The organism is Anaerolineae bacterium, assembly GCA_035529315.1.
Lineage (GTDB): Bacteria > Desulfobacterota > Desulfobacteria > Desulfobacterales > ETH-SRB1 > Desulfaltia.
The window spans coordinates 77,468-93,953 of record DATKWZ010000015.1; the positions used below are offsets into that span (position 1 = coordinate 77,468).

Here is a 16,486-nt window from a genome sequence, read left to right on the forward strand (position 1 = left end):
TGGATACGGTGTTGGCGAAGATTTTAGTGGTGGATGATGAGCAGCACATGCTCAAGCTGTTTGAAAAAATTCTCACAAAACAGGGGCATGAGGTGCGAACCGCGGCCAGTGGAACCGAGGCGATCAGTCTATTGGAAAAGAATGACTTTGATCTGATATTTTCTGATCTTTTGATGCCTGACCTTGGCGGCATGGATCTGTTAAAGGAGGTAAAAGCCGGATATTCGGACATTCCTTTTATTGTAATCACGGCTTACGGCACTATCGAATCTGCGGTTGAGGCTATGAAGACAGGTGCATTCGACTATCTGACCAAGCCTTTCCGCAAAGATGATATTCTTCTGGTAACAGGCAAGGCCTTAAAATATTGCGAACTTCGTAATGAGGTCAAACGACTCCGCGAGAAGCTGAAAGACAAAGATGGAGTTAAAAAGATTATCGGAAAGAGCAACGCCATGCAGGATGTGTTGAAACTCATTGCCAGGGTGGCAGACAGCCAGGCGACAGTCCTGATCCAGGGAGAAAGCGGTACCGGTAAGGAGTTGATCGCCCGGCTTATCCACAACCTGAGCAGCCGGAGAGACAAACCTTTTATAGCTGTGGATTGCGGCGTTTTTCCTGAACATCTTTTGCAAAGCGAACTCTTCGGCCATGTCAAGGGATCATTTACCGGAGCGGTTAAAGATAAAAAAGGGTTGTTTATTGCGGCAGACAAGGGCACGCTTTTCTTAGATGAGATCGGGACAATCTCTCAGGCCATGCAGTTGAATCTGCTCCGGGTGCTTCAGGAAAAAGAGGTAAGACCGGTAGGCGGCATTGCCAGTATTGAAGGAGATGTGCGGGTGGTAGCAGCTACAAGCGTAGACCTTGAGCAAGCAATGCATGAGGGAGGTTTTCGAAAGGATCTTTACTACCGGCTGGCTGTGGTCACCGTGGATATGCCTCCCTTGAGAGAAAGAATGTCCGATATAACTGCGCTTGCATATCACTTTATGCTAAAATATGCTGCTATTTATGACAAAAAACTTTCCGATATCACGCCGGATGCCATGCGCGCCATCATGGAAAATTCATGGCCTGGAAATGTCAGAGAGCTTGAGAACGTCATGGAGCGTGCGGTACTTCTAAGCGCTGGTCCTTTTATTGATGAAGCTGCGCTTTCATTGCCTGTCAGACAAACAATGCCCTGTAAAACCAAGCAGTTGGAACCGTTTAAAACCTCAATCAAAGCCGCTGGCCGGGATGCGGAAAGGAAAGCCATATTAAAGGCATTGGAAGAGACAAGCGGCAATAAGACAATGGCTGCCAGGATTCTTGGAATAAGTCGAAGTTCATTATATAATAAAATATGCGCTTTTGGCATTGAGAAATCATTATGAAACAATCATTGCTTGTCCATGAATCTCCCTTAATCGTCCGTACGGTTACATCTTTTCTTGAAGGCGGCGGATATGAGGTTACATGCGTGGAAAACGGCAAGGCCGCCCTGCAAAACGTGACAGGGCTGAAATATGATATTCTTGTCACAGGCTTAAACATCCCGAAGATGAATGCCCTGGAATTGATAGAAAATGTCAGGCTTCGAAATAATTGTGTTCCCATTGTAATTTTGTCCAATACAAAAAGTGTTGAGACAGCGGTTGAGGCAATGCGGATAGGAGCGGACGATTTTGTCGCTGAAAAAACAGCGAATCTTGGGAAAGAGCTTATTTTTGTTATTGAAAGAGCCATACAATCGAAAAGAGCTGAAAGACGCCTGCAGATATATGAATCTAATCTTCCGATATGCATGCATTGCAAGAAAATACGTTATGAAAGGGAACACAATAAGTGTGCATGGGTTTCTATTGAAGAGTATCTCAACCAAAAAATGTCGGGAATAGATTTTTCTCATGGAATATGTCCTGAATGCATCAAAAGGTATTATCCTGATGCATAGCCGTTCACGTTCCGTGAACGCTTACCCTGATTCGGAGTAAAATGTTTTGATGAACGAAAATATATATAGACAGTGTCCAACTAAATGGACAGTGTCCATTATTCTAAACGAAAATACACTCTTCCTATATTAGTCCAGCGTGCCTCACCATTGATAATTAATTGTTAATACAATATGTTATCGTTTTGAATCGTTAGCCCTCCTCTTTGGTACACTTTCTGCTTTACAATAAATAATGAGTTTAAAAGTTGATGGTTTCGTAAAAAAGTCTGAAATGCCCTCTTTCTCTGCTGCGGGAGGACCAGGGTGGTGGTATATGGAAGAAGCTTATGGCGTATAAGATTCTGGTCGTGGATGATGAGGAGAACATGCAGGTGCTCTTAAAACGGGTGCTGGGCAAAGCGGGTTATGATGTTGAGTGCGCAGGCTCAGGAGCGGCAGTGCTTCGACTTGCCGCAGACAGGCCATTTGATCTGGCTATCGTCGATGTTTGCATGCCGGAGATGGACGGAATCGAGGTGCTGGCAAAGCTCAGGGCTATCAACAGGCAACTACCTGTGATTATGATATCAGCCTATCCTGCGTGGGGTAAAAAACAGACCGCAGAAAGCATGGGCTGCACGGGTTATTTGTCAAAGCCGGTGGACATGAACTACTTAAAGGAGCTTATTAAAAAGAACTTGGGGGATAAAGGGGAGTAATGACCGGATATCCTCTTCGGCCAGATAAACAGGCAACGGTGATATCAGTGGGGGGAGGTGATATGGTGGGAAATGTCGGGACAATGGAGATCAAATGTCTATCTCAAAAAACAGATAATACCCAGATGGGGTGTAATGTGTCGCAAAGGAGAATGTACAAAAGAAAACCTATGGGGATTACCCTTTTGGGGGGAATCATGCTTGTCAGCGGCATATTTTGTGTTTGTGCGGCTTTTTCCAAAATGCCGGTCAGATTTATAGGATTGGCACTTTCAGGGTGGCCGGCAATTATGATCCATTTGCTCCATGCCGGAATAAGTATTTATATATTTAATGGATTCTTAAGGTTAAAGAGACATGCGTGGAGCGTATATATAATATTTCTGGTTCTCGGGGTCGTCAATAATCTTATCGCGATCATATCGTCCGGTTCATTTGATCCGTTGGCGCCTATTACACTTATGTGTCTGTTCGGATATTATGTATATAGGAAAAGACAGCTCTTTGTTAATTAGGACTCAATTCAAAATAGATGGATTGGATCGACCAAAGACAGCATGAAGATAAGATGCAGGATGTTTAAGTTACTTTGACTTAAGCCTTTAATCCAGCCTCTTTTTTGAAGCATAAGGGTTTCATTAAGGATAAAAGTTAAGAAAATATAAACATATAAAGGAGGAAAACAAAAATGGAACATGGAGTAACAGCACCGGTAGAAAAGCACAAACCTTTTTCCGGGAAATGGTGGAAAGGGGCGCCCGGATTTCAGCCTGGTATCATACTGGGTTTAATCATCTTTTTTGTTACTGTGGCTTATGTGATACCCGTTCCGCAGAGCATGGTAAACCTCGTGCAGAAGGATAAAGTGCTGGGCGCCAAGTATAAGTCCGGAACAACCAACTTTGTTGATTCTTTCAACAGTCTTATGAAAAAAAAGGGCGCAGACAGATACACGCCGGAAGAGGTGGCCTGGAAGCTGAAGTTGTGCGTGGCCATGCTCTTTACCATCGCCTTTCTCTGGGGTACGGAGGCGATCTCCCTGGCATGTACGGATATCCTGATCGGTCTTGTTCTGTATATCTGGCTTATTCTGCCTATCAATGAGATATCAAAAGCCTACATGAAGGATGCGGTATTTTTTATCCTGGGCGTGCTTATCCTGGCCGCAGCAGTCGGGGTAACAGGGCTTGACAGGAGGATAGGTAATATTCTCCTGGGTAAGATAAAGGGGCTCAAGGGTTATTGTTTTATCTTTTTTCCTGTTTTAGCCGTAATTGCGGGCTTTCTTTCAGAACACGCGCTGGTTGCACTTATGTGTCCGATCCTGTGCATGGTATATCTGGCCGGGGAAAAAGCAGGCTGTAACAAGAAAGAGCTTCATGCCCTTGCCTGCTGCCTGTTTTTGGGGCTGTGTTTTGCCGGAAACGTGGGCGGATCAGGATCGCCTGCTGTTGGAGGCCGATCAGCTATAATGATCGGTTATTTCTCAACCTATGGCCTGCCCATGGATTTTCTCACATGGATGATGTACGGCCTGCCTGTGGTGCCGCCTCTTGCTCTTGCCTGCGCCTTCTGGGTATATTTTGCCATGGCCAGAAAGACCGGGCCTGCGCTTAAGATGGACCTGGGTCATATAATGAAAAAGGGTGTTGAGGGTATGGGGCCTATTAGAGGAAAAGAGCTTACCATGGCCGTTTTGTTTGGAGCACAGGTTGTTTTATGGATGGTTTTTAGCGGGAAGTTCGGCCTTGGCGGTACGAGCATGTTTATAGTCTTTTGGATCCTGGTCACAGGCCTGATGACATGGGAAGATGTTCAGAAGAGGGTGCGCTTTGATGTTGTAGCACTTTATGCCGGAGCGTGCGCCATGGGTGTTGCCCTGAATAATACAGGCGCGGGTGTGTGGCTGGCCCAGACATTTGTAGGAATACTGCCGGAGTATTTCCACAAAGGCATGGGTATTGTACTTGCCGCAAGTCTTATCACCACAATTATTACCAACTTCATGAGTGACGGCGCAGCAGTCGGCGCTCTGGGGCCTGTGGTTCTGCCTATGGCCGCTATCGGCGGTGTGCATCTGTGGAAGGTGGGACTTGCCTGTTCATTCGGGTCTTCTTATGCCCACGGCATGATCGTAGGTACTGTAAATAACGCTATAGCTTATGGTATGGCCAAACATCCGGAAACAGGCGAGCAGCTCCTCACCCCGTTTGACTTTATCAAGTACGGAGTGCCGTTTGTTTTCATATCCATACTTATCCTCTGGGTGGTATGCTTTTTCGGGTACTGGCAGCTCCTGCCGTGGCCTGCAATAGCACCATAAACATACTTTGGGGGGCAATAGAGGCCCTTTGCAAAAAGGGCCTCTATCTTAATAAAAGAAACATCGACCTTAAACAAGGATTGAGATGTCAGGAAGTATAATAAAAAAAACAGCAGGTGTTATCCGGTCAAGGCGCAATGCCGGGTATTCCGCGTGGATAGTCCAGTGTCTGACAGGGCTGTGTTTCCTTTTGACGGCGCTTGTTCCCTCCACACTTTATGGTGCAGGAGGCAGCCTGTATGCGGATGACAGCGCTCACTTTTCTTTGGCCATGCCATCCGGTGTTCAAGAGATTTCGCAGGATTGGCTGGAAAAGAGTTTGTTTGATCCAAAGCATCTCAAATGGTGTAAGGATGCCGTAGAAAAGTATGACAAGACGTTTGTGTATTTAGATGATACAGCCCAAACAGCAAAAGGCCTTGTTCTTTTTGGCGTAAGGACATACAAACATGAGAAAAAGCGCTTTAAGGTCTTTACTGATCGCCTTGAAACAGATGATTTTTTTGATCCTGGTGTGATTAAGGATTTCATAGCGCAGATAGAAAAAAGACTCGTTGAAAAAGGTGCAAAAGATGTTACCGTAGGCACTCCGGTCCTGAATAAAGATAGAAATGATTTCAGTTTTACCTGCAACTATCTACTTTTCGGGGAACATGAGGCAAAAGAATTCCACTGGGTGTTTATGGGACGGACTCACCTGGTCTATCTTGATATTAATCTTTATGCAGCAGATGACGTAGCCGTATATCAGAGTCTGATTGAAGATATTGCTGCTTCTTTCAAGTTTGAACAAGGCTTTGAAGCAAAGGGTTCATATGTTGATGCATTTGCAGATAAGATCGAAGCATATAACCTGTTTGGAATCAGTCTCTCTGAACTTGGAAGGTCGATGTTAGCTGTTTCCATGATCATATTTATTTTAAATTTTCTTTTAAATCTAATACTTGGCCGTGTCACCAATCCAAGTAAAAAGCCTAATGCAATAACGGAATTTTGTCAAAGAAATAAGATGTGGGCAAGGCTTGCAACTGTTCCTGTAGGTATATTCTTATACCTGGCACACTGTTAGGGACTTTTGCTGAACAGAATATAATAAGGAGGGATAACAATGAAAGAGTTTAGGGTGTTGGTAGTTGATGATGAGGATGATTTTCGCGAAACATTTATAAAACGTCTTCAAAAGAGAGAACTTAATGTTACCGGTGCGGAAAGCGGGGAAAAGGCACTGGAGATTCTGGATAAACTACTTTTTGATGTGGTAATACTGGATGTTAAAATGCCGGGTATGGGCGGTGTGAAAACTCTTCAGGAAATGAAAAGAATAAGGCCGCTCATGGAGGTGATTATGCTCACCGGCCACTCAACCGTAGAAACGGCCATTGATGGACTGAAATTAGGCGCTTTTGATTACATAATGAAACCCGCAGATTTTGATGAGTTGCTGGAGAAGATGACACAGGCCTATGAAAAGAAAAAGGCCCATGAAATGAAAATTCAGGAAAGCAGGATCCGTGAGCTGGAAGGCCATCCCGGACGGGTCTTTGAACAGGTCAAGGAGAAATAGACTCCTTACGCTCCAGATATCCTGGCTGCGTTTTTTAAGTTGAGGCAAACACTTCAAAAAAAACGGAGGGTTATTATGACAAGTAGTGGAGAAAGAAAAGTAAGGGATCTGATGATCCCGCTTGAAGATTACGATAGCATCTCATCGAATAAGTCTGTCAGGGATGCTTTTGAACTTATGGCTAAAACAGGGCATCACGCGATTCTGGTTCTGGACGAAAACAATGAGCCGATAGGACAACTGTCGCATAGAGACGCTCTGATGGCGATGGTACCTAAATATACCCCGACTGGGCGTAGCGATTCCTGGTTAACCCCTGAATCATTTAAAAACTATCCTGTCTTTCATTACGATGGTGAGTTCTCAGGACAATGTAAGGCACAATTGAAAAAAACAGTCAAAGAGGTTATGTCTTCATTTCCGGTTAGCATAGATGAAAGTGCCCCCCTGTCCGAGGCCGTTCACGCCATGGTGACCGAAAATATAGGCCGGATGCCGGTGGTGTCGGGCGACAAGGTCCTGGGGATGATCAGGCTCATAGAGATCTTTGATGAGATGAAAAAGGTTGTTTTGGCCCAATAAATGTTGTGCAAGGACGAGGGTCTGTCATGAAATATTACATTCATGACAGACCCTAAGGGCTTGGGGAAAAAGGGTTATGGAGTATTGGCAACTGTTTTTTCTTTTAGTCGGCGCAGCTCCTTTTTCATCTGTTGCCACTCTAATGCCCTATCAATAGCAATCAATATCTGTTCCTTACGAAAGGGCTTGGTGATGCAACCATAGGCGCCTTTACGTATAACCTCTTCTGCCGACTCAACAGAGCCATAAGCAGTGATGATGACTATGGGGATATATTTATCTATCTTTCTAATCTCAGCGATGAGTCCCACACCATCCATACTTGGCATCTTGAGATCGGAAATCAGTAGATTATAATCTCCTGTTTTAATCAATTCAGGCACCTCTAAGGGATTGTTGGTGGTAGTAACTTTGTGCTTGGTCTTTTCCGAAATAATCATAGCAAGAAGCGCAAGCATATCAAGTTCATCGTCAACAACCAAAATTTGTGCAGCCATCCTTATCTCCTGTGTACGCAGAGTGCCTGAGTTTTAGTTATATCAGCGGAACGAGCCCTCGGGCCTGATTCAGTCTGGTATCAGTGTTTTTTTTCATGATATCACACACTATGCCGTGCTTTTTGTCTATTTTTGTAGATTAATAGAAGTTAGGCGTCCGGTTTGGTTTTCTCGTTATAATGTTTCTTGATGAATTCCTTGATATACCAGTCTACAACAGCATCATTAAATAGAGTCATATCCAATTGTTTGGTGAATGCGGTCAACCTGGCCATTACACCCAGTTTTTTCTCAATACTGGTTCTGTCATAATTGGTTACCCTGCCATCCAGTACATCGCCGGTCCTATCAACGTGAAAGTCTATCTTTTCTAAAATCTCCTTTATGAGCCGAGTCCTTCTGGCACGTCTGTCATGGGATGCCCCGCCACCTTTAAACAAGAAACGGATATAGTTATCATTGATGCGTTCACCTGCATACGCCTCGATGGTCTGCAGGTGATAACCGAGCCTGACACTGAAGTTCATGTATTCCCTGGATATTACAGCAAAGCTGGGCTCCGACAATGACCTTTCGGAGTTGGGTTGCATAGTGGTACTGGCAATTACACTGAGCAGGCCTTTTACATTTACAGGTGGGGGGCCCGGCCATTCTATGGCCATCATCCCTTTTAGGAGAGCCTTCATGGGGATGCAGGCAATATTATCGACTGTAATATTGTCTGAAGCCTTTTCCACACCACCGCCCAGGTCTATCACACGCACATCAAGGGGAAGCTTGACTACCAGTTTCACTGCCCCGCCCTTTCTTCGATGTGCACCTTCACCGAGCTTGAACATCTCATTCATCGCCATTTCATGGGCAAACCGGGTTATGTCATGAAAGGTTTCACAATATTGTGGACTAAACTTCTCATCCTCAGGACAGATAAGGTTCAGAGGGACTATGCTCTGCAAAACAGCTCTTAACATCTCAAAAACAGCGGTATCCTTAAAAGGGTTATCGCTTTTTCCCGCCTCAATAAGTTGCTCTATACGCCCCTCATAAATAGTTCCATTAATCGCATCAACGGTGATTTCCTGGCCGACTTTCAAGGTCTTCATGGCTATCTCGGTATTAAGAATGGTGGGCACACCATACTCTCTGGCAATTGCTGCCAGATGGCCTATAGGGCTTCCTACATCCGCAATAATAGCGCCGGCCTTATTCATGGCAGTCACAAATCTTGGAGAGGTGTGTCTGGCTACGAGAACAGCCCCTTCCGGGAAGCTCTTTAATTCTTCATCGTTGGTGACAAAATATACCTTTCCGGCGCCGACACCCTTGCAGGCAATTTGCCCCTTATTGATCAAAATCTTATGGCCCGGTAAAGATCTGGGAACAGGCCTGCTCCGTTTTTCAGCTATAATCCGAAGTGGTCTTGCCTGCAAAATCAGAAGGTTATCATTCAAATCAAGCGCCCACTCTATATCCTGTGGCTTCCCATAGTGTTTCTCAAGTACCAGGGCATATCCGGCAAGGGTGGTTACTTGTTCATCGGTCAGACACGGCATTCGTCTTATATAATCCGGCACCCTGACATCTATTGCGCCCTCTTCAAGGCCGCATATGAGCATAAACGGCTGCGCGGGTTGGTTTTTTTCCAAAATGGGCATGGGAATATCCCTTGAGACTACATAAGTATGTGGTTTTACTATACCATCAACAACATATTTCCCCAGGCCCCAAACCCCATTGATTATGATCCCCAGCTTGCCTTCATCCGTGGGATCACGCGAGTACACAACCCCGCTTGCCTTGGCATCAATCATTTCAACCACTCCAACGGCCATAACCATATTTTCTATGTGGAAGCCTTTACTTCTACAATAGAATATAGCCCTTGAGGTAAACAGGCTGGCGATAATCTCAACATATGCTGAGACTACGTTCTCCGGCGCAACGTTAAGAGCGGTCTTGTACTGCCCTGCAAAGGTAAATTGGGCATCCTCATGGATGGCGCTGCTCCTGACGGATGCATAGAATCCGCCGGCCCTGTGCCCCGCCTTTCTCTTTAGTTCCAAAGCTGCATCTAATATGCTTTTTTCTAAATCAGCTGGGACTCTGGCATTCAGAACCAGGTTTTGCGCAGCCTTGCTTGCCCTGGTGAGCTCTACCAAACTATCTATACCTACCGAAGAAATATTAATCTTATCTCCCAACTCATTATAATCCATAAATCTCTTGAAGGCATGGGAGCTTATACAAAAGCCCTCAGGGACCGGGAGATTAAGCCTGTTTTTGATTTCCCCTAAATTGGCGTTCTTGCCACCTACACTGCGTACCATATCTTTTGTTACATCTTCAAAAGGTATAGTGAAATCCGTTACCGGAATCTCGATCTTTTTGATAAGGGTATCTTTGATTACAGCGTTAATTTTTTCAAATGCATCATAGAGACCACGATATTCTCCGTTTGAGAGGCTATTGAGATTTTCTATGACACTCTGAACTTTTTCTACCAGGATATCACACCTGGAATTAACATAATGCATGTCAAAGATATAATCCCCTGAGAGTTTTTCTTCCATATCTGCCTGTGTCTCCAAGATGGAGTTGTTATCGGCGAGGAGTTTCTGAAAGCAATCGTATCTCTCTTTGAATGACATTTTATCAGGAGGAGATGCTTTGGGAATGTCGACTTTTTTAAACTTGATCTTTTTGAATATGCTTAATAACCTACGCACTTGACCCCTCAAATCCTCTTTACAGGGAAGATGCTTGAGCAGCTATACTTCAAAACTTGAGAATAAACGCTGCAATCTCATGAAATATATCATGCATTTTCACTACCCCTACCACATTTTTCGACTCCTTAACCGGCAGCAGATCTATATCGTGTTTAAGCATGAGATGGGCTGCTTTCAGGACATGATCTTCGATATCTACAATGATGTTAAATGGAGTAATAAAATCCTTTATCGGTTTTTTAAACTGATCAAGCTTATGGGTTGATATAAGCTTTTCCCATTCATCATAAACTTTTTCCGGAGAAAGTTTTGAGAACCCCGGATGGATATCTCTCAAAATTTTTTTCTGGTCTAAAACACCAATGAGTCTATAAGACTCATCAAAAACCAAAATAGTGTCATGGCCTGTCTCATAAGAAAAATTCAGCAGAACAATAGCCTCTTCCAGGGTGGCCCAATACGGCATATGTGGGTAATCTGTGATGGAAACTACAAAATTTTTTAGTTTTTTAATTTCAGACATCATTAAATCTCGTTTTCTGTGTTGGCTAAAACTTAATTTCTTTGTTTCCCTTGTCATTGCATTCAAGAATCCGATCTATAGAGACTCTTTCCATTGCAAGGGGATAAGCGGCCAGAAGTTTGTTGATCTCAGACGGACCCATAATGAGTCCCTCTCTTTGGTCATCGCGTTTAAAAAAAGCGTATTGTGGATAATAAACATTGGAATAAGGATAAGGCCGCCCTTCAAAATACAAATCGACAGTCAAACCGGATACACCGAAAATTCCTTTAGTCTCTACGTCCGGAATTGCATGGATGGCATCCACGAACCGGTTGAACTCTATCTGGGTTTGCACATTGGCAACTGTAACCATTGGATGATAGTCCAAACTGGAAACGATTTTGTGCATCAGAGGATGTAATCGCCCGGTAATGTCATCCGGAACTGGATCGGGGGAGACCCATTGGAATTTGAAATAGTCCCCTGTCAGGTCATCTCCTATCGGCGTGGGCTCATCTGTTATATCTTTGTTTTTAGCTCTGAGAGCACATAGTAGATCCGGATGAATCTTAAAGATAACCAAGTGTGGACTTTCTGTCATTATAATACCTTCTGTTTGCACATCCCCCTTTGTTTTTATTAAAGAGGAATTCAGGCACAACCGGACAGAGGAGTGCTCAACAAAACTCTGAGTTCCAAGAAATCGGTGCGGAATCTTAAGAAAAACCTCGCCATCTTTTTTAAAAACCTTGATGTTGGTTTTAGCATATTCATACTCTTTGAGGTAGGGCTCCATGACAGCAGCTAATTTGCCGCAGCAGGCAGCGCTACTCCCCCCCTCTTTTTCGCGGTAAATCCTACCCCATGACTTTGTCTGATGGTCGTACCCGGTATGGCTTCCCATCACATAAACCAGATTCTCAGCGTGATGTGAGGCTGGAGCGATAGCGCCGGTGTCGAGTTCAGCTCCCAACTTTCCTCCGACAAAAGGGTGTGTCCCGAAAGCGCTTATACAATAAAGGCTTTTCAGCCCTTGGCTTTCATCCGGACACTCAACCTTGACAGCCATGGTCCTGGCCATATCAAATTTACAATAATTTATTGCCGCCTCTTTTAGTTTGCCAAAGAATGTGAGTAAATTGTACTGACTGAACATTGTAGTCTGGTAGTCGGGGATAATTTCTGCACTATTTATGTAATCCATATACTCCTCCAGCATAAATTAAAAATGATGAATAGCCAGACATCCTTTATAACAAGATAAAAGTGGATTGCACCTTTCATTTTAGTCTTTTTGCGTTTTTTATTAGTTTGATTGGTTCCATTAGTTAACAAATCCAACCAATTAAAACTAACGGAACCAATTAAACTGAACGTACAAGCTATCCGGCTTATAACCGGCTTCCAAAAGTCCAAACTACTTTCATCACTTCACTCACTACGGTATGGGCACACTGATCGGCATCCCCATAATAGGCCAGATCACCGCCACGCACAGGGCAACACATGCCATCAGAAGAATGCTGGCAGGAATTCCATACATAAAGAACTCGCCCGTGGTAAACTGCTTTGAATCATAGGCAATAGCGTTAGGAGCTGCACCAACCAGCAGAAGGAAAGGCATGCCGGCTGTGACCAGTGACGAAAAAAGCACCACCTCACCGGACACGCCAAGGTACGGTGCAATAACCAGAGCCACCGGAAGAGAGATGGCAATGGCAGCCACGTTCATGATAAAGTTTGTCATAATCATAACAAAAAAAGCGATACTAAGAACAAACACAAAACCTGATGATTTCTGGAACATAACCAGCCAGTTTACAGCCAGCCATTTAGCCGCACCTGTTTCCCATAGGCAAAAACCAATGCTCATGGCCCCGCCGAAAAGCAGGATAATATTCCAGGGTATCTCTTCCAGATCCTTTTGATCAAGAATCTTTGAAAGGAAGAATATGACGGTCGCAAGCAACATAATCGCAGTCTTGTGATATACCTTCAATGCTGGAATAAAGGACCGCAAGCCAAGAGCGATAACCACTGAAGCGACAATGACTATGGCGATAACCTCACCTTTATTCATCCCCCCCATTTCTCTACATAGTTGTTTAGCTTTTTCCTTAAGACCAGGTATGCTCTTTTTCTCGGGTTTCAAAAAGATCATGAAAAATCCCCACAGGGCAAAAACCATAAGCCACCCGGGAACCATCATGTAATAGGTTAATTGAAAAAAGGTGATATCCTTTCCCATGATATCGTTAAAGAAGCCGACAGCCACAGCACCGCGTGCCGCGCCTAAAAGGGTAACGATGCTTGCTGCTCCTGCCACATAGGCCATACCTATAAAAAGCCCCTTGCCGAACTTGGTCTGTTTGTCGCCTTCTCCATATAGTGCATTAATAGACATAAGCAAAGGAAATACCGTAGCAGCCACTGCTGTGTGGGCCATGATATGGCAAAGAACTGCCGTTACAAGAAAACAGCCCAGATAGATCATACTGGTCTTTTCTCCCACGATAGAAAGCATTTTATATGCCATGCGCTTGGTAAGGCCCGTTTTTGTAAAGACCATGCCGATAACAACCGAGCCAAAGATAAACCCTACCGAGGGGTCCATGAAATTGCTAAAAGCTACTTTGGCCGGTCTGATCAGAAACAGGGTCTGCAGCACCCCTATCATAATACTGGTCACACCGATCGGTACTACCTCAAATACCCACCATGTGCCTGCCAACATAAATACAGCAAGAGCTCCTTTAGCTGCTTTGTCCAGCGGGAAGTGGGCGCCCAGGGGATCAACCGCATCCGGCCATGGCGAAGAATAATAGATAATTAGAAACAGGACAATCCCTATTCCCATAAAAAGCAGGCGCTTCCAGTCTAATGCAGGCTTCTCAGGAGAAATCAAAATCTCATCAGGCATCTCCGGGAGGCCAGGCCCTGTAGCAATCGCTTTTTTCTTTTCAACCATCTTACACCTCCCTTACTCTACCACAATTTTGGTTAGCTCATTAAAAACGTCGCTCATGCGCAGGACGCCTCTTACTATCTCACCCTCCATCACCGGGATCAGGTCAACGTCAGCCTGAATCATGATAAATGCCGCCTTTGCAATAGAATCATTCACGTCAATCTTAGCTTCGATCGGAATCATGACCTCACTCACCGGCTTTTTTGCCTCCTCTTTGCATCCTTCGGAAAAGGTCCCTTCAACAAGAGCCGCAAGTCCTGCGTAATCGGCGTGTTGCAGACCCTGGTAAGCCGACTTTTCATCCCTTCTAAGAAATCTCGGCTCAATGCCGGTGAGAAGTTTCTTGAGTGTCAGGACGCCGAGGAGTTGATACTTTTCATCAAACACCAGAACCATGCGATGTATTCCCATGCCCGATTTCTCATCATAAGTACTGCGAATCAGGAAAATAGCTTCCCTCACACTCAGCCAATACGGAATGTGCGGATACTCGGTTATATCAACCATTAAATCTCTAACCTTCTTGGCATTCGACATGCCACACCTCCTTTAATAAATTGTTTTGTGTAAATCCAAACAACGCACTAATCCACTTGTAAAATCAGCACATTGAGACCTCTAAATGTAAATTCTCAATAAGTTGGGGTAAATCATATTTTGCGACTATTCCATGGATTCCCACCCGACTGCCTGTGCAGGCACGGCAGGCGAGTTGGAATGGCAGAAAGGAAGGGTTTTGCAAAGGTCTTATGTTTTGCTTTCTTCCTTTGATCTGCTCTGTATTCCTAATGCCAGTCCGGCAATATAGGCTGAAATTTCATGGATGTGAATCATTCCCACTACGTCATCCCTGTTCACCACGGGGAGAAAATCAATGTGGTATTTGTTAAACAGAAAAACTGCTTCCATAAGCATGTTGCTTTCCCGAATACAAGCCACGACCGGAACCATGATCTCTCGAACACGCTTCTTGAGCCCTTCCATACATTCTGCTTCAAGCTGCCCCTCCCAGAATACAGGGCCGCTTTTTTGTGCGCCTTTTAAAAAATGGGCTGATAATCCAAAGACAAGCTCAGAGGGTGTAACAAAGCCTTTGATAAACTGCTTTTGGTACTGTTCCTCTCCCACGACAAAAAGGCACGGATGTGTACCCTCTTTCCTTGCCTTGTCCATAAGCTTCATAGCCTCCCGGACTGTTTTGTTCTCTTTGATGTAAGAATAGTGGTCCAAGGAACGCATAAAATCTTTAACGAGCTTTTCTGGAGGCATAGTCTGTTTTCCCCGATCTTTTACCATACAAAGCAAGAAATATACCAGTTCCCAAGAGACACCTCGTTTTTAATAACTTATTGTTATTTATTGCTTTTATTCCATGCAGGCACCTTGCAAGGAGCGACTCCTGATATATAATTTGGGCAAGTTGTTGCCGATAGAGGCAAAAGTTTGCCGTTTTAAAAATGAATCTGTTTGACACTCAGAGCCTATTCGTGATAATATCTTTTCGGCCATTGTTTTATCCAGCCCTTAGCCTGCGGTCTTGACTACCGGACAAATGGCTCAAAAAGTTGGTTGATAATTAAGGATAGACAGGCTTCTATAAGTCATAGGATATCCGAGATCTAAAGCTGCAAAGACCTGTGAAAATACAATCTCTATATATAAAACACCTTCAAAAATCGATCATGCAGGAGTTTATCCTGGGTTCTGATGTGATGCATTCCATCATGAAGGAGGTTGATCAAGTAGCAAAATACGATGTGAATGTGCTCATTATAGGAGAAAGCGGCACAGGCAAGGAACTGCTTGCCAAGATCATTCACCTGCAAAGCTCCAGGGCTGAAAATCCTTTTGTACCGGTTAACTGCGGTATTCTTTCCGGCCTGATGTTTGAGGACAAGCTTTTCGGGCATGAAAAGGGCTCCTTTACAGGGGCCATCCGTCGGGAAAAGGGCTGCCTTGAGCTGGCTGACAAAGGAACCCTGTTTCTCGATGAGGTCGCTGAAATACCACTGGAAAACCAGGTGGACTTTTTGCGGGTACTGGAAGATTTCCAATTTATACGGATCGGAGGAAATGAGCTGATTAAGGTTGACATCCGCCTTATCTCGGCAACCAATAAGGACCTCAAGACTGAGATGAGGCAGGGGTTGTTTCGCGATGATCTTTTTTACCGACTTCACCTGGTTCCTATATATATACCTCCTTTGAGAGAGAGAAAATCGGTTATCCCCAAGATGGTGGATCGCTTTCTAGATCAATTGGCAGCCAATTACAAAAGGCCCAAACCCACGATAAAATTAGAGGTCATCGATATTTTCTCTCGTTACAATTGGCCCGGCAATGTCAGGGAATTGAAAAATCTTGTGGAAAGAGTGTTCATTATCAATAATGACGATGTTATAAATATAGAACATCTCCCTTCCGACTTCTTGTGGCATTTTAGAGATCCTCCCAGGATGATGAACCTGGAAGAAGTTAAGCAATCGGCCGAAACAAAAGCCGTCCTGGATGCGCTCTACCGTGTGGGAGGCGACAGGAAACGAGCAGCCGGAATGCTGGCCATCAGCCCTCGAACGTTGAGACACAAGCTCAACAAATATAACTTAAAGGTGGACCGAAAGGGTAAGCCAATGACTGAGATCTCATCGGCCACCCTGAAGAAAGGTCTGTCGTAAAAA

Annotated in this window: 16 protein-coding genes; 9 read left to right on the top strand and 7 right to left on the bottom strand. The window is 44.4% G+C overall.

From position 1 onward, the window contains the following. Positions 1-11 precede the first annotated feature (11 nt). The 8 genes from VMW78_02955 (at position 12) to VMW78_02990 (ending at position 7,109) form a co-directional block, all read left to right on the top strand. Positions 12-1,379 (top strand): sigma-54 dependent transcriptional regulator, encoded by a 1,368-nt coding sequence (locus tag VMW78_02955; GenBank protein ID HUV49968.1) that lies wholly within the window; start codon positions 12-14, stop codon positions 1,377-1,379. Beyond that, a complete protein-coding gene (locus tag VMW78_02960) occupies positions 1,376-1,939 on the top strand; it encodes a response regulator (GenBank protein ID HUV49969.1) in 564 nt (187 codons plus the stop codon). Before VMW78_02955 ends, VMW78_02960 begins: the two co-directional genes overlap by 4 nt. A gap of 329 nt (positions 1,940-2,268) precedes the next feature. Then, positions 2,269-2,640, top strand: coding sequence for a response regulator (locus VMW78_02965; GenBank protein ID HUV49970.1), 372 nt, complete (start codon positions 2,269-2,271; stop codon positions 2,638-2,640). Continuing rightward, positions 2,640-3,155, top strand: a complete 516-nt coding sequence (locus VMW78_02970; protein HUV49971.1) for a hypothetical protein — start codon at positions 2,640-2,642, stop codon at positions 3,153-3,155. Before VMW78_02965 ends, VMW78_02970 begins: the two co-directional genes overlap by 1 nt. Before the next feature lie 173 nt (positions 3,156-3,328). Next, positions 3,329-4,963, top strand: coding sequence for an SLC13 family permease (locus tag VMW78_02975; protein ID HUV49972.1), 1,635 nt, complete (start codon positions 3,329-3,331; stop codon positions 4,961-4,963). A gap of 85 nt (positions 4,964-5,048) precedes the next feature. Beyond that, positions 5,049-6,032, top strand: a complete 984-nt coding sequence (locus VMW78_02980; protein HUV49973.1) for a hypothetical protein — start codon at positions 5,049-5,051, stop codon at positions 6,030-6,032. Between the two features lie 39 nt (positions 6,033-6,071). Beyond that, the gene (locus VMW78_02985; protein HUV49974.1) at positions 6,072-6,527 is read left to right on the top strand and encodes a response regulator; all 456 of its coding nucleotides are present in this window, start codon (positions 6,072-6,074) and stop codon (positions 6,525-6,527) included. 75 nt (positions 6,528-6,602) lie between these two features. Beyond that, positions 6,603-7,109 (top strand): CBS domain-containing protein, encoded by a 507-nt coding sequence (locus VMW78_02990; GenBank protein ID HUV49975.1) that lies wholly within the window; start codon positions 6,603-6,605, stop codon positions 7,107-7,109. 74 nt (positions 7,110-7,183) lie between these two features. Here VMW78_02990 and VMW78_02995 read toward each other — a convergent pair whose 3' ends face one another. From VMW78_02995 to VMW78_03025, 7 genes are all read right to left on the bottom strand, one after another. Then, the gene (locus tag VMW78_02995; protein ID HUV49976.1) at positions 7,184-7,606 is read right to left on the bottom strand and encodes a response regulator; all 423 of its coding nucleotides are present in this window, start codon (positions 7,604-7,606) and stop codon (positions 7,184-7,186) included. A 149-nt stretch (positions 7,607-7,755) separates the two neighbouring features. Then, positions 7,756-10,332 carry a PEP/pyruvate-binding domain-containing protein gene (locus tag VMW78_03000; protein ID HUV49977.1) on the bottom strand — a complete coding sequence of 859 codons (2,577 nt, stop codon included), beginning with the start codon at positions 10,330-10,332 and terminating at the stop codon, positions 7,756-7,758. Positions 10,333-10,381: 49 nt separating this feature from the next. Beyond that, on the bottom strand, positions 10,382-10,861 hold the full coding sequence (locus VMW78_03005) for a CBS domain-containing protein (protein HUV49978.1): 480 nt from the start codon (positions 10,859-10,861) through the stop codon (positions 10,382-10,384). A gap of 22 nt (positions 10,862-10,883) precedes the next feature. Beyond that, entirely contained in the window at positions 10,884-12,044 is a 1,161-nt protein-coding gene (locus VMW78_03010; protein ID HUV49979.1) for a hypothetical protein, read from the bottom strand. Between the two features lie 234 nt (positions 12,045-12,278). Then, positions 12,279-13,760 carry an SLC13 family permease gene (locus VMW78_03015; GenBank protein HUV49980.1) on the bottom strand — a complete coding sequence of 494 codons (1,482 nt, stop codon included), beginning with the start codon at positions 13,758-13,760 and terminating at the stop codon, positions 12,279-12,281. A gap of 60 nt (positions 13,761-13,820) precedes the next feature. After that, complete coding sequence (locus VMW78_03020) at positions 13,821-14,345, bottom strand: CBS domain-containing protein (GenBank protein HUV49981.1); 525 nt, start codon at positions 14,343-14,345, stop codon at positions 13,821-13,823. A gap of 210 nt (positions 14,346-14,555) precedes the next feature. Further along, positions 14,556-15,077, bottom strand: a complete 522-nt coding sequence (locus VMW78_03025; GenBank protein HUV49982.1) for a CBS domain-containing protein — start codon at positions 15,075-15,077, stop codon at positions 14,556-14,558. A gap of 368 nt (positions 15,078-15,445) precedes the next feature. Between VMW78_03025 and VMW78_03030 the strand changes: the two genes are divergently transcribed. Further along, positions 15,446-16,483: a sigma-54 dependent transcriptional regulator gene (locus tag VMW78_03030; GenBank protein HUV49983.1), complete on the top strand. Its 1,038-nt coding sequence runs from the start codon at positions 15,446-15,448 to the stop codon at positions 16,481-16,483. The last annotated feature ends 3 nt before the right edge of the window (positions 16,484-16,486 follow it).

Excerpts from the sequence above, each read along its gene's own strand:
- VMW78_02960 (HUV49969.1), top strand. The coding sequence starts at position 1,376 with ATGAAACAATCATTGCTTGTCCATGAATCTCCCTTAATCGTCCGTACG.
- VMW78_02965 (HUV49970.1), top strand. The coding sequence starts at position 2,269 with ATGGCGTATAAGATTCTGGTCGTGGATGATGAGGAGAACATGCAGGTG.
- VMW78_02970 (HUV49971.1), top strand. The coding sequence starts at position 2,640 with ATGACCGGATATCCTCTTCGGCCAGATAAACAGGCAACGGTGATATCA.
- VMW78_02975 (HUV49972.1), top strand. The coding sequence starts at position 3,329 with ATGGAACATGGAGTAACAGCACCGGTAGAAAAGCACAAACCTTTTTCC.
- VMW78_02980 (HUV49973.1), top strand. The coding sequence starts at position 5,049 with ATGTCAGGAAGTATAATAAAAAAAACAGCAGGTGTTATCCGGTCAAGG.
- VMW78_02985 (HUV49974.1), top strand. The coding sequence starts at position 6,072 with ATGAAAGAGTTTAGGGTGTTGGTAGTTGATGATGAGGATGATTTTCGC.
- VMW78_02990 (HUV49975.1), top strand. The coding sequence starts at position 6,603 with ATGACAAGTAGTGGAGAAAGAAAAGTAAGGGATCTGATGATCCCGCTT.
- VMW78_02995 (HUV49976.1), bottom strand. The coding sequence starts at position 7,606 with ATGGCTGCACAAATTTTGGTTGTTGACGATGAACTTGATATGCTTGCG.
- VMW78_03005 (HUV49978.1), bottom strand. The coding sequence starts at position 10,861 with ATGATGTCTGAAATTAAAAAACTAAAAAATTTTGTAGTTTCCATCACA.
- VMW78_03010 (HUV49979.1), bottom strand. The coding sequence starts at position 12,044 with ATGGATTACATAAATAGTGCAGAAATTATCCCCGACTACCAGACTACA.
- VMW78_03015 (HUV49980.1), bottom strand. The coding sequence starts at position 13,760 with ATGCCTGATGAGATTTTGATTTCTCCTGAGAAGCCTGCATTAGACTGG.
- VMW78_03020 (HUV49981.1), bottom strand. The coding sequence starts at position 14,345 with ATGTCGAATGCCAAGAAGGTTAGAGATTTAATGGTTGATATAACCGAG.
- VMW78_03025 (HUV49982.1), bottom strand. The coding sequence starts at position 15,077 with ATGCCTCCAGAAAAGCTCGTTAAAGATTTTATGCGTTCCTTGGACCAC.